The 19,379-nt window shown below is 61.5% G+C and carries 21 protein-coding genes; 19 read left to right on the top strand and 2 right to left on the bottom strand.

Features of this window, described 5'->3' with window-relative positions; all coding sequences use genetic code 11:
• Positions 1–19: 19 nt before the first annotated feature.
• From wecB to HGI30_RS21355, 12 genes are all read left to right on the top strand, one after another.
• The gene (wecB, locus tag HGI30_RS21410; protein WP_168909359.1) at positions 20–1,165 is read left to right on the top strand and encodes a non-hydrolyzing UDP-N-acetylglucosamine 2-epimerase; all 1,146 of its coding nucleotides are present in this window, start codon (positions 20–22) and stop codon (positions 1,163–1,165) included.
• 186 nt (positions 1,166–1,351) lie between these two features.
• On the top strand, positions 1,352–1,573 hold the full coding sequence (locus HGI30_RS21405; RefSeq protein WP_168909358.1) for an AtpZ/AtpI family protein: 222 nt from the start codon (positions 1,352–1,354) through the stop codon (positions 1,571–1,573).
• The gene (locus HGI30_RS21400; protein ID WP_168909357.1) at positions 1,566–1,946 is read left to right on the top strand and encodes an ATP synthase subunit I; all 381 of its coding nucleotides are present in this window, start codon (positions 1,566–1,568) and stop codon (positions 1,944–1,946) included. The genes HGI30_RS21405 and HGI30_RS21400 overlap by 8 nt, the downstream gene beginning before the upstream one ends.
• Positions 1,943–2,719, top strand: a complete 777-nt coding sequence (atpB, locus tag HGI30_RS21395) for a F0F1 ATP synthase subunit A (RefSeq protein ID WP_407944998.1) — start codon at positions 1,943–1,945, stop codon at positions 2,717–2,719. Before HGI30_RS21400 ends, atpB begins: the two co-directional genes overlap by 4 nt.
• A 98-nt stretch (positions 2,720–2,817) precedes the next feature.
• Positions 2,818–3,030 (top strand): F0F1 ATP synthase subunit C, encoded by a 213-nt coding sequence (gene atpE / locus HGI30_RS21390; protein WP_168909356.1) that lies wholly within the window; start codon positions 2,818–2,820, stop codon positions 3,028–3,030.
• 123 nt (positions 3,031–3,153) lie between these two features.
• Entirely contained in the window at positions 3,154–3,636 is a 483-nt protein-coding gene (atpF, locus tag HGI30_RS21385; RefSeq protein WP_168909355.1) for a F0F1 ATP synthase subunit B, read from the top strand.
• Positions 3,633–4,181 carry a F0F1 ATP synthase subunit delta gene (locus tag HGI30_RS21380; RefSeq protein WP_168909354.1) on the top strand — a complete coding sequence of 183 codons (549 nt, stop codon included), beginning with the start codon at positions 3,633–3,635 and terminating at the stop codon, positions 4,179–4,181. Before atpF ends, HGI30_RS21380 begins: the two co-directional genes overlap by 4 nt.
• Before the next feature lie 15 nt (positions 4,182–4,196).
• Positions 4,197–5,711 carry a F0F1 ATP synthase subunit alpha gene (atpA, locus tag HGI30_RS21375; protein ID WP_168909353.1) on the top strand — a complete coding sequence of 505 codons (1,515 nt, stop codon included), beginning with the start codon at positions 4,197–4,199 and terminating at the stop codon, positions 5,709–5,711.
• 73 nt (positions 5,712–5,784) lie between these two features.
• Positions 5,785–6,645: an ATP synthase F1 subunit gamma gene (atpG, locus tag HGI30_RS21370; RefSeq protein WP_168909352.1), complete on the top strand. Its 861-nt coding sequence runs from the start codon at positions 5,785–5,787 to the stop codon at positions 6,643–6,645.
• Between the two features lie 74 nt (positions 6,646–6,719).
• A complete protein-coding gene (gene atpD, locus HGI30_RS21365; RefSeq protein WP_168909351.1) occupies positions 6,720–8,138 on the top strand; it encodes a F0F1 ATP synthase subunit beta in 1,419 nt (472 codons plus the stop codon).
• Positions 8,139–8,161: 23 nt separating this feature from the next.
• Positions 8,162–8,557 carry a F0F1 ATP synthase subunit epsilon gene (locus tag HGI30_RS21360; RefSeq protein ID WP_168909350.1) on the top strand — a complete coding sequence of 132 codons (396 nt, stop codon included), beginning with the start codon at positions 8,162–8,164 and terminating at the stop codon, positions 8,555–8,557.
• Between the two features lie 284 nt (positions 8,558–8,841).
• On the top strand, positions 8,842–9,633 hold the full coding sequence (locus tag HGI30_RS21355) for a tyrosine-protein phosphatase (RefSeq protein WP_168909349.1): 792 nt from the start codon (positions 8,842–8,844) through the stop codon (positions 9,631–9,633).
• On the opposite strand, the gene HGI30_RS21350 is transcribed toward HGI30_RS21355, so the two are convergent.
• Both HGI30_RS21350 and HGI30_RS21345 read right to left on the bottom strand, forming a co-directional pair.
• Positions 9,630–9,983: a protein YmzB gene (locus HGI30_RS21350; RefSeq protein WP_168909348.1), complete on the bottom strand. Its 354-nt coding sequence runs from the start codon at positions 9,981–9,983 to the stop codon at positions 9,630–9,632. The two genes, HGI30_RS21355 and HGI30_RS21350, sit on opposite strands and share 4 nt — an antisense overlap.
• A gap of 139 nt (positions 9,984–10,122) precedes the next feature.
• Positions 10,123–10,920, bottom strand: coding sequence for a YheC/YheD family protein (locus tag HGI30_RS21345; protein WP_168909347.1), 798 nt, complete (start codon positions 10,918–10,920; stop codon positions 10,123–10,125).
• A gap of 238 nt (positions 10,921–11,158) precedes the next feature.
• Between HGI30_RS21345 and HGI30_RS21340 the strand changes: the two genes are divergently transcribed.
• From HGI30_RS21340 to HGI30_RS21310, 7 genes are all read left to right on the top strand, one after another.
• On the top strand, positions 11,159–11,629 hold the full coding sequence (locus HGI30_RS21340) for a Dps family protein (RefSeq protein ID WP_168909346.1): 471 nt from the start codon (positions 11,159–11,161) through the stop codon (positions 11,627–11,629).
• Positions 11,630–11,858: 229 nt separating this feature from the next.
• A complete protein-coding gene (locus HGI30_RS21335; RefSeq protein WP_168909345.1) occupies positions 11,859–13,601 on the top strand; it encodes a S8 family peptidase in 1,743 nt (580 codons plus the stop codon).
• Positions 13,602–13,785: 184 nt separating this feature from the next.
• A complete protein-coding gene (locus tag HGI30_RS21330; protein WP_168909344.1) occupies positions 13,786–14,043 on the top strand; it encodes a DUF1146 domain-containing protein in 258 nt (85 codons plus the stop codon).
• A 366-nt stretch (positions 14,044–14,409) separates the two neighbouring features.
• Entirely contained in the window at positions 14,410–15,831 is a 1,422-nt protein-coding gene (murA, locus tag HGI30_RS21325; protein WP_168909343.1) for a UDP-N-acetylglucosamine 1-carboxyvinyltransferase, read from the top strand.
• A 165-nt stretch (positions 15,832–15,996) separates the two neighbouring features.
• Positions 15,997–17,454 (top strand): efflux RND transporter periplasmic adaptor subunit, encoded by a 1,458-nt coding sequence (locus tag HGI30_RS21320; RefSeq protein ID WP_168909342.1) that lies wholly within the window; start codon positions 15,997–15,999, stop codon positions 17,452–17,454.
• Positions 17,454–18,233: an ABC transporter ATP-binding protein gene (locus tag HGI30_RS21315; RefSeq protein WP_168909341.1), complete on the top strand. Its 780-nt coding sequence runs from the start codon at positions 17,454–17,456 to the stop codon at positions 18,231–18,233. Before HGI30_RS21320 ends, HGI30_RS21315 begins: the two co-directional genes overlap by 1 nt.
• On the top strand, positions 18,184–19,365 hold the full coding sequence (locus HGI30_RS21310; RefSeq protein WP_235680235.1) for an ABC transporter permease: 1,182 nt from the start codon (positions 18,184–18,186) through the stop codon (positions 19,363–19,365). Before HGI30_RS21315 ends, HGI30_RS21310 begins: the two co-directional genes overlap by 50 nt.
• Positions 19,366–19,379: the final 14 nt, after the last annotated feature.

The following is a 19,379-nucleotide window of genomic DNA, read 5'->3' as shown; positions in this document are numbered from 1 at the left end:
CTGATGGGAGAGGTAGAAGTTGGACAAGCTGAAAGTGATGACCATATTCGGGACGCGTCCCGAGGCTGTCAAGATGGCGCCTCTCGTACTGGAGCTGCAGAAGCATCCCGAGCAGATCGAGTCGATCGTATGCGTCACCGCGCAGCATCGCCAGATGCTCGACCAGGTGCTGGAGCTGTTCCGCATCGCGCCCGACTATGACCTCAACGTCATGAAGGACCGGCAGACGCTGACGGAGACGACGGTGCGGGTGCTGGAGGGGCTGGAGCCGGTGCTGCGCGAGGCCAAGCCGGACATCGTGCTTGTCCATGGCGACACGCAGACGACGTTCCTGGCCAGCTACGCGTCGTTCCTGCAGCAGATCCAGGTGGGCCATGTCGAAGCGGGACTGCGCACCTGGAACAAGATGTCTCCTTACCCGGAAGAGATGAACCGGCAGCTGGCCGGAGTGCTTTCGGACGTGCACTTCGCGCCGACCGAGTGGTCGGCGGGCAATCTTCGCAAGGAGAATAAATCCGAGGCATCGATTTATGTCACCGGCAACACGGCGACCGACGTGTTCCAGTATACGGTCGATCCTGCCTTCACCCATCCGATGCTGGAGTGGGCGGCCGGCAAGCGCCTCATCCTCATGACGGCGCATCGCCGCGAGTCGCTCGGCGAGCCGCATCGCAACATCTTCCGGGCCGTCAAGCGCATCGCCGACGAGTTCGACGACATCGCGATCGTCTACGCCGTGCATCCGAATCCGGCCGTGCGCGAGCCCGCTCAGGAGATTCTCGGCGACCATGAGCGCATCCGCCTGATCGAGCCGCTGGACGTCTTCGAGTTCCACAACTTCTATCCCCACGCGTACATGATCCTCACGGATTCCGGCGGCATGCAGGAGGAGGCGCCGAGCTTCGGCGTGCCTACGCTCGTGCTGCGCGATACGACGGAGCGTCCGGAAGGCATCGAGGCGGGCACCCTGGAGCTGGCCGGCTCGGACGAGACCCGCGTCTACGAGCGGACGCGCGCGCTGCTGACCGACAGGGGAACGTACGAGCGCATGAGCCAGGCGGCCAACCCATATGGAGACGGCGCGGCATCGGAACGCATCGTACGCGCGATCCTGCATCATTTTGGGAGGGGCGAGCGGCCGGAGTCGTTCACACAACGTTCATAGTTTCCGAGGGCCGGCGGTCAACTTCAACAACGGCCTAGCATACAGTTCTACTGTATGGTTTGGAAGTTCGTCAAATCCCGTCAAATCAACGTTTTTTATGCCAAGTTCACGGAAAGTTTGCTATTATCAAAATTGACAAACCTTCGGCCGCTTGGATAAAATAATGAAGGTTGATGGGGGAAACTCATGGCCAAAAAGGGCAAGGGAGAGGACCCGCTCAAGGCGCTTGCGCTTGTCGGCGCTCTTGGAATCGACGTGGCGATCTGTACGTTGATCGGCTACTGGCTGGGGGCAAGGCTGGGAGGAACTCCGGGATGGATCATCGCGGGGGTTTTGACAGGGCTTGCGGCCGGCATCGCTTCGGTCGTCTTGATTGTGAAAAAGGTTTTGGAGGACAGCAATGAATGAAGTGCTCAAGATGACCAGGTCCGTCGTCCTGCTGCTCTTCGCCGTCAGCCTGCTCATCTGGGGCATCGTTCCCGAGTGGCGAGCGGCGGCGGCCGGATGCATGCTTGGCATCGCAGCAGGATCGTTCAACGCCTTTCTCCTGCGCAGGCGCGTGGAATGGATCGGTGTCATGGCGCAAGGGGACAACCCCCGTCGTGCCGGCATGGGCATGGCAGGCAGGCTCGCGATGGTGCTTCTCGTCGTCATGATCGCCTACCGCTATCCCGAAGACATCAGTCTTCCCGCTGCTCTGGCTTCATGTTTTGCGGTGCCTTTTGTCATATTGGTATGCGCTTTCGTGACGATTAATCGACAAAACCGTGGAAAGGGGTGAAACTCAAAAGTATGCATGCATTTCCTACTTTCACTTTGGGCGGGATGGTCTTCGATCTTGCTGCGATTCTGGCTATCACGATCTCGGTCATAATCACATTCGCGGTCGTAAAGCTCCTTACGTTGAGATTGTCAGTTGAAAACCCCTCCAAAGCACAGAATTTCATGGAATGGATTGTCGATTTCATCCACTCCACGATCGCCAGCACGATGCCGCTCAGCCGGGTGAAGCCTTTTCTTGGCTTGGGACTGACACTCATCTTGTTCATCTTTATTTCCAACCTGCTCGGGCTTCCGCTCGTTATCGTGACCAAGATCACGGAGCCTGCGTGGGGAGTGACCCAAGCGTATATTGAAAGTCATGGCGGCTACGCGGAACTGGCTTGGTGGAAATCTCCGACGGCGGATCTGTCCGTGACGGCGGGACTTGCGCTCATCGTCTTCCTGCTGGTCCATTACCTCGGGGCGACGAAGAATACCAAGCACTATTTCCTGCACTACGTCAAGCCTTACCCTGTGTTCCTGCCGCTGAATCTGATCGAGACGATCGCTCGGCCGCTTACGCTTGCCCTTCGTCTATTCGCCAACATCTTTGCGGGCGAGGTCCTCATCACTACGATCCTGATGCTCGGCATCGCCGGCACGCCATTCCTGATCGTATGGCAAGGATTCAGCATTTTCGTTGGAGCCATTCAGGCTTTCCTCTTCACTGTACTGACTATGGTCTATATTTCTCAGGCCGCAGTGCATGACGAAGAAGAAGGCGCGCATTGATCCGCAGCAGTTCTTGCTGAACGAATTTCGTAATCGAGGATTTGTTCAGTTTTGAAAATATCAATCCATTCACCTAACTCAGAGGAGGATTTCTAAAAATGGAAGTTATGGCAGCAGCAATCGCAGTAGGTCTGGGCGCCATCGGCGCAGGTTTCGGTAACGGTATGATCGTCAGCAAAACGGTAGAAGGCATCGCCCGCAATCCAGAAGCAGCAAGCAAGCTTCAAACGACGATGTTCATCGGCGTCGGCATCGTCGAGGTCGTGCCGATCATCGGTGTCGTCATCGGCTTCCTCGCGTTCTTCAGCTAATATCGGCCACCTTTGGCTAAACCTGTATGGCGGGGAAGGCTCAGGCCTTCCACGCCATCGTTTATAAGTCAGACCTTAGACCTTCGCGGTCGAGAATGAACTGGAAGTGAAAGGAGTGCCGTTATGGATTGGAAATGGACGTCTTTTTTATATGCGATTCTGGCGTTCGTCATTCTTTACTGGCTGCTGAACCGCTACGCCTTCAAGCCGCTGTTCGCCGTCATGGAGCAGCGCCGCCAGATGGTTCTTGATCAGATGAATGCCGCCGAGAACAGCCGCAAGGAAGCTTCCGCCGAGATGGAAGCGCAAAAACATGCGCTGGCGCAAGCACGCCAGGAAGCTGCCGACATCATCGAGAAAGCCCGCGTCACCAGCACGAAGCAGGCCGACGGCATCGTCGATACCGCCCGTGCCGAAGCGGCCCGCCTCAAGGAAGAAGCCGTACGCGACATCGAGAGCGAAAAGAACAAGGCCATCGCTTCCCTGCGCAGCGAAGTAGGCAGCATCTCCGTCGCGATCGCTTCCAAGATCGTCGAGAAGCAGATCGATGAGAAATCGCAGGAGCAGATCGTCGATCGCTACCTGAAAGAAGTCGGCAGCAAATGAGTCGCGACAACGTCATCGCGAAAAGATATGCGCAGGCGCTGTACGAGGTCGCGACGGCTCAGGGCATCGTCTCCGAAGTGCGCGGTCAGCTGCAGCTCGTCTCCGAAGGATTGTCCTCCGGCGGAGATGTTCAGCGCTTCCTGAGCACGCCGAGCATCGAGCCTTCGGCCAAGGTGGAGCTCATCAAAAAAGCGATCGGGGACCGCGTGTCCTCTATTGTTCTGAATACGATCACGCTGCTTGTCGAGCGCGGACGCTACTCCGCTCTGAGCGACGTCTATGCAGCTTATAGCCGGATCGCGGACGAAGCTTCCGGCGAATCGCGCGCCACGATCGTTACCGCGCTTCCGCTGACGGCGGAGGAGCTGTCCAAGGTCGTGCAGCAATTCAGCGCCATCACGGGCAAAAAGATCATCGGCGAGCAAGTCGTGGATCCATCCCTGATCGGCGGCGTGAAGGTTCGCATCGGCGACAAGATTTACGACGGGTCGCTTTCCAGCAAGCTGGATCGGCTGACCAAGCAAATGAATTCCCAAGCACTGTAGACAGGGGTGAAGAAGTTGAGCATCAGACCTGATGAAATCAGCACGCTAATCAAGCAGCAGATCGAACAATATAAATCCGAGATCCAGGTAGCGGAAGTCGGCACGGTCATCCAAGTCGGCGACGGCATCGCGCGCGTCCACGGCCTGGAGAACGCGATGGCGGGCGAACTTCTCGAGTTCGCGAACGGCGTCGTGGGCATGGCACTCAACCTCGAGGAAAGCAATGTCGGCGTCGTCATCCTCGGACCTTATACGGACATCCGTGAAGGCGACACGGTGAAGCGTACCGGACGCATCATGGAAGTACCGGTCGGCGATGCCCTTCTGGGCCGCGTCGTCAATGCGCTCGGCCAGCCGCTCGACGGCAACGGCCCGATCGCGACGACGGCTACGCGTCCGATCGAGTCTCCGGCTCCGGGCGTCATGGCCCGTAAGTCTGTCTTCGAGCCGATGCAGACCGGCATTAAAGCGATCGATGCGATGATTCCGATCGGCCGCGGCCAGCGCGAGCTCATCATCGGCGACCGCCAGACCGGCAAGACGCAAATCGCGATCGACACGATCGTGAACCAAAAAGGCAACGGCGTCGTCTGCATCTACGTCGCGATCGGCCAGAAGCAATCGACCGTGCGTACCGTCGTCGAATCCCTCCGCCGCCAAGGCGCGCTGGACTACACGATCGTCGTTACGGCGAGCGCGTCCGAGCCGTCCCCGCTCCTTTACATCGCTCCTTACACGGGCTGCTCCATGGGCGAGTACTTCATGTACAACGGCAAGCACGTCCTCGTCATCTACGATGACCTGTCCAAGCAAGCCGCGGCTTACCGCGAGCTGTCCTTGCTGCTTCGCCGCCCGCCGGGCCGCGAGGCATACCCGGGCGACGTCTTCTACCTGCACTCCCGCCTGCTGGAGCGCGCGGCCAAGCTGAACGACGAGCTCGGCGGCGGTTCCCTGACGGCGCTGCCGTTCATCGAGACCCAAGCGGGCGACATCTCCGCCTATATCCCGACGAACGTCATCTCCATCACGGACGGCCAGATCTTCCTCGAGTCGGATCTGTTCTACTCCGGCCAGCGTCCGGCGGTCAACGTCGGTAACTCGGTATCCCGCGTAGGCTCTTCCGCCCAGACCAAGGCGATGAAGAAGGTCGCCGGCACGCTCAAGCTCGACCTTGCCCAGTACCGCGAGCTGGCGGCATTCGCCCAATTCGGCTCCGACCTGGACAAAGTCACCAAATCCCGCCTCGACCGCGGCGAGCGCACGCTCGAAATCCTCAAGCAAGGCATCAACCAGCCTATGCCTCTGGAACGCCAAGTCGTGTCGCTGTACGCGGTAACTCGCGGCCATGTGGATGACATTCCGGTTCAGGACGTTCGCCGCTTCGAGGGCGACCTGCTGAGCTTCGTGGATGCCAACAAGCCGGAAATCATGGCTTCCATCCGTGATACGAAAGACCTCTCCTCCGACAACGAGAAAGCTCTTGTCGCTGCCATCCAAGAGTTCAAGAAAAGCTTCTCCCGTTCGGTCTAAATAACAAGGAACGATGATGCCGGTCCCGTCCCGATCGCGGGCACGGGGCCGATAAGTAAGGTGGTGACTACCAATGGCAAAAGGCATGCGGGAGATCAAGCGCTCGCTCAAGAGCAAGCAGAACATGAAGCAGATCACCAAGGCGATGGAAATGGTCGCCGCGGCGAAGCTTCGCCGCGCGCAGGAAGCGGCCTTGTCGGCTCGTCCGTACACGGACAAGATCCGCGAGGTCGTATCCAGCATCGCATCCGGCGCCGGCAGCATCCGTCATCCAATGCTGCAGAGCCGCGAAGTGAAGCGCACCGCTTACCTGATCGTGACGTCGGACCGCGGTCTCGCGGGCGGCTACAACATCAACGTGCTGCGCAAGCTGACGAATACCATCGCCGAGAAGCATCGCTCCAGCGACGAGTACGAAGTGCTTGTCGTGGGACGCAAAGGCAGCGCCTACCTGAACCGCCGCGGCGTTCCGATCGCCGAGGAAGTGACGGGAATTTCGGACTCTCCGAAATACGGCGACATCAAGGCGGTCGCCTATAAGGCGGTCCAAGGATTCGAAGAGGGACGGTACGACGAGGTCTATATCGTCTACAACCGCTTCCTGAACGCGATTTCCCAGGTTCCGACGCTGAAGAAGCTGCTTCCGCTCAGCTCCGACGAGTTCAGCGGCTCTGCGACGCAGTACGAATACGAGCCGGATGCGGAATCCGTGCTCAGCGTCCTGCTGCCCAAATATGCCGAGACGGTCGTGTACAGCGCGATCCTCGAAGGCAAGGCGAGCGAGTTCGGCGCCCGGATGACGGCAATGGGCAATGCGACGAAAAACGCGACGAAGCTCATCGGCGAGCTTACGCTTTCCTACAACCGCGCCCGCCAGGCTGCGATCACCCAGGAAATCGCGGAGATCGTCGGCGGCGCCAGCGCCCAGCAATAACGATACGCAGACGGCAGGCTGAGGCCTGCCTCAAGGATATGCATGCAACTATCTTTACTACAGGAGGGACCCCCATGAGCAACGGTCGCGTTGTCCAGGTACTGGGACCGGTTGTCGACGTCGAGTTCGACAACGGCCATCTGCCTGAAATCTTGAACGCAATTAAGATTGAACAAAAGGCCCAAAGCGCTACCGAACAGGACGTGAAGCTGACTCTCGAAGTGGCTACTCACCTCGGAAACAACTCGGTCCGCTGCGTCGCCATGTCCTCGACGGACGGCCTCGTGCGCGGCACGGCGGCGATCGACACCGGAGCTCCGATCACGGTTCCGGTAGGCCCGGCCACCCTTGGCCGCGTCTTCAGCGTCGTCGGCGATCCGATCGACGGCAACGGCGATGTGGACCGCAGCGTAGCGCTGCCGATCCACCGCAGCGCTCCTAAGTTCGATGAGCTGTCCACCCAGCAGGAGATTCTGGAAACCGGCATCAAGGTCATCGACCTGATGGCTCCTTACGCCAAAGGCGGCAAGGTCGGCCTGTTCGGCGGCGCCGGCGTAGGCAAGACGGTTACGATGCAGGAGCTTATCCACAACATCGCGTCCGAGCACGGCGGCATCTCCGTCTTCGCCGGCGTCGGCGAGCGTACGCGCGAGGGCAACGACTTGTACCACGAGATGAGCGAGTCCGGCGTCATCGAGAAGACGGCCATGGTATTCGGCCAGATGAACGAGCCTCCGGGCGCGCGTCTTCGCGTAGCGCTGACGGGCCTCACGATGGCGGAATACTTCCGCGATCAAGAGAACCGCGACGTGCTTCTGTTCGTCGACAATATCTTCCGCTTCACGCAAGCGGGCTCCGAAGTATCCGCCCTGCTCGGCCGCATGCCGTCCGCGGTAGGCTACCAGCCGACGCTGGCGACCGAGATGGGCCAGCTGCAGGAGCGCATTACCTCCACCAAGAACGGCTCCGTAACGTCGATCCAAGCGATCTACGTTCCTGCCGATGACTATACCGACCCGGCTCCGGCTACGGCGTTCGCCCACTTGGACTCCACGACCAACCTGGAGCGGAACATCGCCGCGATGGGCATCTTCCCGGCCGTCGACCCGCTGGCATCGTCCTCGCGCGTCCTCGCTCCGGAAATCGTCGGCGAAGAGCACTATCAAGTCGCTCAAAGCGTGAAGAAGCTTCTTCAGCGCTACAAAGAGCTGCTTGATATTATCGCCATCCTCGGCATGGACGAACTGTCCGAAGAAGACAAGCTCGTCGTCCTTCGTGCCCGTCGCGTCCAGCTGTTCCTGTCGCAGCCTCTTCACGTGGCTGCTGCGTTCAACGGCATTCCGGGCCTTTCGGTACGGATTCAGGATACGGTCCGCGGCTTCAAGGAAATCCTTGAAGGCAAGCACGACGATCTGCCTGAGCCGGCCTTCCACAACGTCGGAACGATCGAAGACGCCGTTGCCAAGGCGAAGAAACTCGCTCAAGAGGTTTAATCCTCGGCGGATGGAGGGATCGTATGAGCACCTTACTGCTTGAAATCGTCACCCCGGAGCGCACGGTCTACGCCAAGGACGTCAGCATGGTGATTCTTCGCGGCGTCGAGGGCGAGATGGGCATCCTGCCCAACCACATCCCGACGGTAACCCCGTTGAAGATCGCCGCAGTCGTGGCAAAAATCGGCGGCAAGGAAGAGAAGATCGCCGTCAGCGGCGGCTTCGCCGAAGTCCGTCATGAAAAGGTCGTCATTCTTGCCGAAAGCGCCGAGCTTCCGGAGGAGATTGACGTCGACCGTGCCCAGCTGGCCAAAAAGCGCGCAGAGGATCGCCTCAAGGGCCGCAAGGACGAGGTGGATTTCCGCCGCGCCGAAATGGCTCTGCAACGGGCGATGAACCGAATCAGCCTGCGCGGCTGAGACAAAAGACCGAATACAGCCCCGCCTTTTAAAAAAGGCGGGGCTCTTTGGCGTTACTCAACCAATGTGAGATGGGGATAAGTCGCTGTTTTTGGGGGCGAAATGGGGATAAGTAGTGGATATGTGTATAAGCTGTTCGCATCCCCAGGAGAAACTGGGGATAGTCCTGTGGATAAGATGTGCATATGAATCACGGCCTCCAAAATGAAGCCTAGGCCGGATGACGATCGTCAACGGATCGATTAAAATGGAGCCAATCCATGGGAAGGCGGGAATATGAACCGATGATCGACATCCATACGCACATCCTGCCCGGAATCGATGATGGAGCCAGACACCGGGAACATCTGCTGGAGCTGGCGGCTGCCGCGGTGGAGGAAGGCATTACGGACATCATCGCAACGCCCCATCATGCCAACGGCGTCTACTGGAATCCTGCCGATCGCGTGAAAAAGCTTCTTGCGGAGTCCCAGAACGTGCTGGACGAGCATGGACTGCCGCTGCGTCTTCATCCGGGGCAGGAGATCCGCGTCTATGCCGAGTTGCTTGACCATCTTGAAGCCGGGGAGCTGCTGACGCTTGCGGGCACGTCTTACCTGCTGCTGGAAATGCCGGCCGAGGAGATGCCGACGGAGATGCCGGAACTGGTGTACGAGCTGACGCTGCTCGGCATCCGTCCGGTCATCGCCCATCCCGAACGCAATTTACAGGTTCTGCGCGAGCCGGGCAAGCTGGAGGAGCTGATCGCGCTCGGGGCGTGGACACAAGCGACTACGCATTCCCTGCTCGGCCTCTACGGCAAGACGTTTGAAAAAGGAAGCTGGTCGCTCGTGCGCAGCGGCCTTATCCATCTCGTCTCGTCGGATGCCCATCATGCGCGGCGACGCGGATTCAAGCTGGCCGAGGCCTACGCGCTGCTGGAGTCTCGGATCGGACGGCCCGCAAGGCTTTATTTGGAGCGAAATGCCCGAGCCTTGCTCGCCGGAGAGGAACTGGACCCTGCCGAAGAAATTTTCTCCGGATCCCCGTCTGCCGGCAAAGGGCTGCTGCGGAGCTGGTTCCGTCGCCGAGGCTAAAGCGAACCGGATCCGGTTGGACGGATCGAATACAGAGCCCGGTCCGTCTGGACTCGAATCGTATCCTGCTCTTCGCTGATCTCCGCTCCCGCTTGCAGCGGAATCTCGTACGAGTCGCCGGGCACCGGCTCCCTGCCGCCGTCCGTCACGATGGCGGCTTCGCCATGCAACAGTACGATCGTCCCCGACACGTAGGGATCGGCGGTCGGATTGCGCAGAACTTCCGCATCGTCCAACGTCATGGCGACCCGATCGAGATCGCCATCCTCTTCCTTCACGATTTCTACGTTCTGCTTTTTGAGCCTCTCCAGACGCTGCAGCAGCTGCTGCGCATGACTCGCTTCCGCCATCTCCAATTTCCCCTTTCTAAATCGGATAGGATGCCTGCCGGGTCGTTCGTATACAAGCATTACCCAACCGCAAAAAAAGAAAGCAGGAAAACCCGGGCTGCCCCGGGCATTGAAAGCCGGCTCGGCTCGTCAACTGCGGCTAGTCGTCGTAGCGTCCGTAGCTGCGGGCGAAGCTCGCCATCCGATTGTAGGCAGCCCGATCAAGCTTCTTCACCGGACGGAACTGCGGATGATTCGTATTGACCTCGAGCACCCACAGCTTCTTGGAACGGTCGATGGCGAAGTCGATGCCCATCTCATGCATGCCCTTGTAACGGCGAGACAGGGAGCGGCTGACCGTCAGCGCCTTGCGCTCGATGAGGTCAGTATTCGCCTTGGCGGCGGAGGCGGTTAAGCCTTGCATTTCCCAGAGAGTGGGCAGCATGACGAGCTTCGCTCCTTGGTGGACGTTCGTCACGATCTTGGATGGAGAAGCGAGCTTGGCGGTGAAGGCGGTGCACGTCCAGGGGCCTTTCGGCCGGCGCTGGACCATCGCACGCAGATCGTAAGGCCTGCCGTCCACCTGATCGAGCGGAATGCCGCGCTGGATCAGCAGCTTGCGGCTGGATTTAGTCCGCTTCAGATGGCGGTAGACGGCTCCCAGCGTGCGAAAGCTGCGCATCGTCTGCTTGCGGGTTATGACCGAGGCAAGCTCGTATCGATCGTCTGCGACGCGGCGCAGGCGATGGACGCCCATGCCGAGCGATCCGATATTGGGCTTGATGTACAGCATGTCATAGCGGGACGCCATGCGGATCAGCTGCTTGAGCGAAAAAGCCTTCGCGGCCGGAACCATGGAAGCTGTCGCGGGATCCTTTTCCAGCATGCGGCCGACCTTCAGCTTGCCCCAGAGGGAGCGGGATTTGTATCGTTTCACGTATTTTTTCACGGATGGCATTCGTGTCACCTCCCCTTACCTTATGAAGGGCGGGCGGAGGAGAATTGTGCGAATGGCGCAATGCTGGAAAAAGGGCTTCCGCCGCATAAGCGGGCAGGCGCAGGCGCAACCTGTAGGGGATTCTCCGCGCTGTTTGCTTCTTCGCGGACGAGGGTAAACAAGCAGTAGAGACGTTCAGCAATCAGCAACAGCACCGCATATGCAGTCTATCGCCACATGAAGAAAGGGGATCACAACGATGGCTACTTCATCTGCCAGCCGTACCGCGAAAGGGACCGCCAAAACGCAGGAGGGACTGAACAAGCAAGTCGCTACGCTCGGCGTCCTTTATATGAAGCTTCATTCGTTCCACTGGAACGTGACCGGACCGAACTTCTATACGCTGCATGTCAAATTCGAGGAGCTCTACAACGCCGTCACCCTCATGTTCGACGAAGCGGCGGAGCGCTTGATCGCGATCGGCGGAAAGCCGGTGTCGACGATGAAGGGCATGCTGTCCCTGTCTTCGATCAAGGAAGCGACGGAAAAGGAAGATGCGGACGCGATGGTGCGCGCCGTCATCGACGATTTCGGCACGATCGCCTCGGAGATGAAGGAAGCGGCCGAAGCGGCGGAGCAAGAAGACGATGCTGCGACGGCGGACATCTTGACGGGTATGGTCGAGCAGCTGGACAAGCATCGCTGGATGCTGGAAAAGTTCCTCGGCTGATTCATCGCATGACGATTGCCGCTGCAGCCCCTGCGCTCCTGAGCGCAGGGGCTTGCTTCGGTTTGTCCGCGTCCGGCTCAGTCGACTGGAAGCCCGCTCGTTGCGGCACGCAGGGAGGGAATCGCCCCTGCGAAAGCGAAAGAGTAAAGAATGGATTTCTCCGCAGGCGCGAAGGGATAGAAGCGCGGGTTTGTCATAGGATAGATACAGAGCAAAGGATTTGAGGCTCATGAAAAGACGGCTCATTCTCGCGGCGAGTCATCGCCGCAAGCGGCTGGCCGCCGCGGCGGCGGCCGTTTTTCTGGCGTCCGTGCTCGTCGCCGGACCTGCGCACCCGAACGAACCGGTTCGGGTGCTTGACGCGCGGAGCGCGCCGGAGCCCGCCTCTCGGCTGACGGTCGCAGCGGCTGCGCAGGCTGGCGGTGCGGCGCAAAAAGAGCAGCAGGCTTATCTCCGGCAGATCGGAGCGCTGGAGGCTTTGGCCGATCGAAAGAAATCGAGCGGCATGACGGTCGCGATCGTCGACACGGGCGTCGATCTCCAGCATCCGGCGCTCAAGGGACGGCTGCTGCCGGGGGCGAACCTGCTGCAGCCCGGCAAGCCGCCGCAGGACGACAACGGTCACGGCACGAGCGTCGCCGGGGTCGTGGCGGCGCTGCTTCCGCAGGCGAAGCTGCTGCCGGTGAAGGCCCTCGACGAGAACGGCTATGCGGAGGAGCGGGGGTTGGGCGAAGCGATCCGCAAAGCGCTGGACAAAGGAGCGCGCATCATCGTGCTGTCCGTCGGATTGTACCACTCCTCGGCCTATATGGCCGACATCGTGGGCCAAGCCGAGCGGAAGGGCGTGCTGCTCGTCGCGGCTGCGGGCAACGACTCCCTGCGGTTCGGCAGCAAGACGACGGTGAAATACCCGGCCGCCTATCCGACCGTGCTCGCCGTCGGCGGCGTCGCTGCGGACGGCTCTCCGGAGCGGCGGTCAAGCAAAGGGAGCGAGATCGATGTCGCCGGGTCTTGGCGCGTTTTTACGGCGCAGCTCGGCGGCGGCTACCGCTTCGAGGAGGGAACGTCCATGGCCGCTCCGCAGGCAGCCGCCGCGGCTGCCCTGCTGTGGAGCAAATATCCGAAGCTCAAGCCTTATGAAATTCGTTCCTATCTTCGCCAGACGACGAAGGATACGCCGCCCGCCGGCTTCGATCCGGCTACGGGCTATGGCTTGCTGCGGATGGAGCAAGCGCTCTCCAGCCGCTACAAGGCCGATCCGCATGAGCCGAACGACGGCCGCGGGCAAGCGGCCTCGCTGCCGCTCGGCAAGCAGCTGTCCGCGGTGCTGGCAGGTGGTGCCGATCGCGACTGGTTCGTGCTGGACTGCCCGCATGACGGCAGCGTCAAGCTGCGGCTGCAGCAGCTTCTCTCGCCTGGCCAGGCTCCCGCGAAGCTCGGCCTCCTGCTGGAGCAGGCCGAAGGATCGGTCGAAAAAAAGCTGGAAGCGAGCAACAACGTCGTCGTCTGGCGCGTCAAGAAGGGAGCCAATCGCCTGCGCCTGCAGCTGCAGGGAGCAGGGGCGCCAAAAGCCGCCCCTTATTTGCTCAGCAGCGTCTTTTCCATGCGTCCGGACGACGGGGAGCCCAATGGCCGAGCCGAGGAGGCGACCGCGCTCGCGGACCGCAGCCAGAGCTTGAAAGCGGGATTTCATGAAACGGACGACCTCGACTGGTACAAGATTCAGGTGAAAAAAGCGGGCAAGCTCCGCCTCCAAGTGGAGCCGGGCACGATGCGCATGGATGCTGCCTTCGCCTACCGTCGAGCGGGTTCGCCGGAGACGGCCGTGGACGAAGCGGGAGAGGGGGCGGCGGAAGCCTCCGCTTCGATCCAAGTGACGCCAGGCACCTATTACGTGCGCGTCTGGGATGCCGCGGAGCCTCCGTATGCGCCGCCGGAAGGCTTTTATACGCTGACCGTAGAGCGCGGCTGAGCCCGACTTCAAGAACCGTTGTCCGCTGCCGATGACTTAGGAAGAGCGGATGTAGGAGATGGACATGGAGAAGGATGCAACTAGGCTGCATGTTGAGGCTTCGGTCGCGGGCGTTAGTTCATTATCGATCGTTTTGTCAAGATGCATATTTTACCGTTTATCGGTATGGAATCGGGGTTATTAAATGAACAGCAATCAGGGAATCGGAGAGGCGTTCTCCTCGATCGGCCTCGTCGGCCTTTTCTCCATCGTCATCACGATCTGCAGCATCCTGCTGGCCTGGTACCTCCTGCAGGAGCTGAAGCTCGACCATTGGTTCAAGCATCCGCGCAGCCCGAGGGCCCGCGTGCTGATCGCGGTGCTGGCCGTCATCCTCGGCCATTTATTCGCCCGCTTCATCCTCGACTATTGGTCCTGGACGAATGTGCTCAAGCTGATCTAAAGAGCCTTTCCAGCCGTTGTCGGCATCGGCTGTCGCATAAGCGGCGGGTCGAATGCAGACACTAGGCTCAAAAGACGGTCCGAAAAGAAAAGCAGCTCCCGAATGCTATAAGCTGCAGCGACATCATTCGATTTTGTTCGGCGAAATGAGCCGTGAGCGGCATGCTGCAAATTAAACCTTGTCGATTTCTGTTGACGAGTGTTAATATGGTCTGTGGTATTCTGGGTTATACTTGTCCTTTTGACCCGAATTCCCTCTGAATTCCATCTCGGAATCAGCAACGCCCGTCACTGTAATCGAACCTTTAATCCTGATCCAAATAGAAGAAATGCATGAAGAAAATGCAGCGTCCGGAGGGAACGGTATATGAGCAAAATTGTCGTTAGAGGGGGCCGCAGGCTGGAGGGAACGGTGCGCGTTCACGGAGCGAAGAACGCGGTGCTGCCGATTTTGGCCGCCTCCCTGCTCGCCACGGAAGGAGAAAGCGTCATCTGCGACGTTCCCCTTCTTGATGATGTCCTGACGATCCGTCAGGTGCTGGAGACGCTCGGGGCTGAAGCGGTCATCGGAGAAGACCGCATGACGATCTCGGCCGAGCGCCTGGACTCGTGCGAGGCTCCCTATGAATGGGTCAGCAAGATGAGGGCTTCGTTCCTCGTCATGGGTCCGCTGCTCGCCCGCCTCGGCAAGGTGCGCATCTCGATGCCTGGCGGCTGCGCCATCGGCACGCGTCCCATCGACCAGCATCTCAAAGGCTTCGAAGCGATGGGAGCCGAGATTACGATCGGACAGGGCTTCGTGGAAGCATCGGCACCGGGCCGTCTGAAGGGCGCCAAAATCTACCTGGATGTGGCCAGCGTAGGGGCGACGGAGAACATCATGATGGCCGCGGCTCTCGCCGAGGGCACGACGACGCTGGAGAATGCCGCCAAGGAACCGGAAATCGTCGATCTGGCGAACTATCTCAACGCCATGGGCGCGCGCGTTCGCGGCGCCGGCACGGGCATGATCCGTATCGAGGGCGTCGATCGGCTGGTCGGCGCGCGCCATCACGTCATCCCCGACCGCGTCGAGGCCGGCACGTTCCTGATCGCGGCTGCGATCACGGGCGGCGACGTCTTCGTCGAAGGCGCCATCAGCGACCATCTCGGTCCGGTCATCGCCAAGCTGCAGGAAATGGGTGTGCAGCTGACCGAAGAAGATACCGGCATCCGCGTCACCGCAGACCGTCCGCTGCGCGGCGTCGACGTGAAGACGCTCCCGCATCCGGGCTTCCCGACCGACATGCAGTCTCAGATGATGGCGCTGCTGCTCGTATCCGAAGGCACCTCGGTCGTCACGGAAACGGTGTTCGAAAACCGCTTCATGCATGTGGACGAATTCCGCAAGATGAACGCCAATATCAAGGTAGAGGGCCGTTCGGCCATCATCACCGGCGGCGTGCCGCTGTACGGCGCCAAGGTAACGGCCACCGACCTGCGGGCCGGAGCGGCGCTTATCTGCGCCGGACTCGTCGCCGATGGCGAGACGGAGGTCGGCGGCCTGCATCATGTGGATCGCGGCTACGTCGACATCGCCGGCAAGCTGGCCGCGCTCGGCGCGGACATTCGCCGGACGGAGATGGCCGAGCCGGCTCAGGAGCCGCTGGAGCCGATCGTCCTGCCGTTGCTGCGCGAGCCGTCCGAGGCGGAGGAAGTGCATGTCGCCGCGGCTGCCGCTTCGGAGGAAGACAGCTACAAGGCCGAGGAAGAAGTCGCCATCGAGGACGTCGAAGCGACGTTGGCTTAATCAGTTGCAGGGCTGACGGACAGCGCCTCTCGCAGGCGCGGTGCTGGAGGCCGACAGAGATAAAGGGAGTGGAGCGCCGGTTGCTGGGGCTCTTTTTTTATGTTCATTTTCGGTTCATTTCGTTATGCTACGCTTCCCGTGGTGAAGAAGGGGAGGAGTGGCGAAGTGAGAAAATGGATTCTGATGCTCGGAGTGCTGATCCTGGCGGGGAGCGGGTATGCGTATTACGCCTATCGTTCCCAGGATGAGGCTCCGGCAGCGGCAGCGGCGACGGCTCGGACCGTGCAGGCGACGCAAGGCGGCATCGAGTCGAGCGTATCCGGCAGCGGCACGGTGGCCGCGGCGGAAGCGACGGCCGTACGGAGCATCCGTCAGGGCGTCGTCGAGGAGGTGCTCGTCAAGGAAGGCGACGAGGTGAAGGCCGGGCAGACGCTGCTGACCTTGGAGAAAAAGGACAATGCGCTCGCCATCCGCCAGAAGCAGCTGGAGCAGGAGAAGCAGGAGCTGTCGCTGCAGCAGCTCAAGAGGCAGTATTGGCAGGAGAGCGACGAGGACAAACAGGACGAGCTGATGCTGCAGATCGACAGCGCCAAGCTGTCGCTGGAGCAGCTCGAGGCGGAGATCGCCGATCTGCGGGAGGAGCAGAATGCCGCAAGCAAAGTCGTCGCTCCGGCGGCAGGCACGGTGACGGCGGTCGCGGTCGAGGCCGGGCAGGAGCTGAACGGCAGCGTCGAAGCCGTGACGCTCACTGATTACAGCGAGCTGTCGTTCACGATGAACGCGGATGAGCTCGACGTGCCCAAGCTGAAGGCGGGGCAGACGGCGGAAATCGTGCTGAACGCGCTGCCGGACGAGACGTTCGAGGGCGAGATTGCGGAAATCGCGCGCGAAGGCACGTCCAGCAACGGCGTCGCCTCGTACCCGGTGACGATCCGCTTGAGCCGTCTGGACGGCGTGCTGGCCGGCATGTCCGGCTCGGTCAAGATCGTGACGGAATCGGCGGAGGACGCCGTGCTCGTCCCGGTGGACGCGGTCGTGACGATGGCCGGCAAATCGTACGTGCGCGTGCCGGCAAGCGGCGCGGAAGCAGCAGCCGCAGGCAGCGCGGATGCGCCGGCAGCCGACGGAGCATCGGGCCAAGGCCCAGGCCAGCGGCAAGGGCAGCGTGGAGAGCGCCCGGCCGGAAGCGGGGAAGGCATGCCGGGAACGGAAGCCGCCGCTCAGGCAGGAACGGCCGGACAGCCGGAAGCAGCCGGTCAAGCTGGGGCGGCGATCCAGCCGGGGGCTGAAGGACAGCCGGAAGCGGCCGGACAGCCTGGAGCCTCGGCGGGCCAGTCCGGCAGCTCCCGCGCCTCGCGCATGGCTCTCGGCGGCCAGCTGAAGGAGGTCGAGGTCGGCCTCGTCAGCGAAGACTATGCCCAGATCGTCTCCGGCCTGTCCGTCGGCGATTCGGTGCTCGTGCCGCTGCCGACCGGCACGGTCGGCGGCTCGACCGGATCGTCCTCGACGCAGGGCGGCTTCCGCTTCGGAGATGGAGCGGGCAGCTTTGGCGGCGTCATGCCGGGCGGCATGGGCGGAGGCGGAGGAGGCTTCGGCGGCGGCATGAGCGGAGGGCGCAGCTGATGCGGCGCGGGCCAGCTCTCGGCACGCCGACCGCAGCCTTGGGGGAAGCTCCGCTCATCTCCATCCGCGACGTGCGTAAAAGCTACCGGATGGCCGGCGAGGAGGTGCCGATCCTGAATGGAGTCGATCTGGAAGTGATGGCGGGCGATTTCCTCGCGATCATCGGTCCATCCGGCTCCGGCAAATCGACGCTCATGAACGTCATCGGCTGCCTCGACGCGCCGACGTCCGGCAGCTATGTGCTGGACGGCCAGGAGGTCGGAGGCTTGAGCGAGAATCGGCTGGCGGAGGTGCGCAATCGGGGCATCGGCTTCATTTTCCAGAGCTTCCACCTGCTTCCCCGCCTGACGGCCCGCGAAAACGTGGAGCTGCCTCTCGTCTACCGAGGGCTGTCCGGCAAGGAAAGGCGGGAAGCGGCCGAGGCGGCGCTGGCCAAGGTCGGCCTCGCCGATCGGATGGACCACCGTCCGAACCAGCTGTCCGGCGGCCAGATGCAGCGGGTGGCGATCGCGAGGGCGCTGGTCGGCCATCCGCCGATCCTGCTCGCCGACGAGCCGACCGGCGCGCTCGACACGAAGACCGGCGCCGAGGTGCTCGGCCTCGTGCAGGAGCTGAACCGCCAAGGCCATACGATCGTGCTCATCACGCACGATCTGGACGTCGCGGCCAAGGCCGGGCGCATCGCCTTCATGAAGGACGGCCTGCTGACCGAGGAAGGAGGAGACGCTCGTGAAGCTTTCGCAAGGCATCCGCATGGCCTGGAGCAGCATTCTCGCTAACAAGCTCCGCACGTCGCTGTCGATGCTCGGCATCCTCATCGGCGTCGCGACCGTCATCTCGCTCGTGGCGATGGGGCAAGGCTCGGCCAATGAGGTGAGCGCGCAGCTGCAAGGGCTCGGCACGAACATGCTGTCGGTGAACGTCACCGGACGCGGCAGCAGCACGACGCTCACGCTGCCGCAGGCGGAGAAGCTCGGCGACGGAATCGACGGAATCGAAGGCTTGTCGCCGACGGTCAGCGCAAGCGCGTCCGCGCGCTACGGCAGCGTTCAGACGGAGTCGTCCGTCACCGTCGAGGGCGTGACGCCCGATTACGAGGACGTGCAGGACTTTCACCCGCAGGAGGGCCGGTTCATCGCGCCGCTCGACCTGGAGGCCTACAGCAAGGTGGCGCTGCTCGGCATCGATACGGCGGAGGAGCTGTTCGGCCCCGGCGTCAGTCCGATCGGCGAGACGATCCTGCTCAGCGGCGTGAAGGTCAAGGTCGTCGGCCTGCTGGAGCCGAAGGGCACCTCGCTCGGCGCGTCCAACGACGAGAAGATCCTCCTTCCGATCACGACGGCGCAGCGGCTGTTCCAGTCGGAGGGCGTGCGGACCGTCGCGGTCAAGGCGGCCTCGGAGGAAAGGATGGACGCGGTGACGGCGGCGCTGGAGGCGAAGCTGTCGGATGTATTCCGGGGCAATACGAACAGCTATCGCATCACCAACTCGGAGGAGCTGAAGGAGACCGCTACGTCCGTGTCGAAAACGATGTCCACGATGATGGCCGGCGTGGCCGCCATCTCCCTGCTCGTCGGGGGCATCGGCATCATGAACATCATGCTCGTGTCCGTCACCGAGCGCACGCGCGAGATCGGCATCCGCAAAGCTCTCGGCGCGCGCAAGCGGGACGTGCTGTTCCAGTTCCTCGTCGAAGCCGCTTCGATCAGCAGCCTCGGCGGGGCGCTCGGCATCGCGGCGGCGTTCGGCGCAGCCGCCATCCTGCAGCGGACCGGCACGGCGACGCAGATCGAATCCGACATCGTGCTGTATGCGTTCGCTTTTTCCGCGCTAGTCGGCGTCGCGTTCGGCCTGTTCCCCGCCAACAAGGCGGCCTCGCTCAAGCCGGTCGACGCGCTGCGCCATGACTGACGGCTTCAACTAAA

This window comes from Paenibacillus albicereus, from assembly GCF_012676905.1.
Taxonomy (GTDB): Bacteria; Bacillota; Bacilli; order Paenibacillales; family Paenibacillaceae; genus Paenibacillus_O; species Paenibacillus_O albicereus.
The sequence above is the reverse complement of the archived record's forward strand: the minus strand, read 5'-3'. Positions and strand labels throughout refer to the sequence as shown.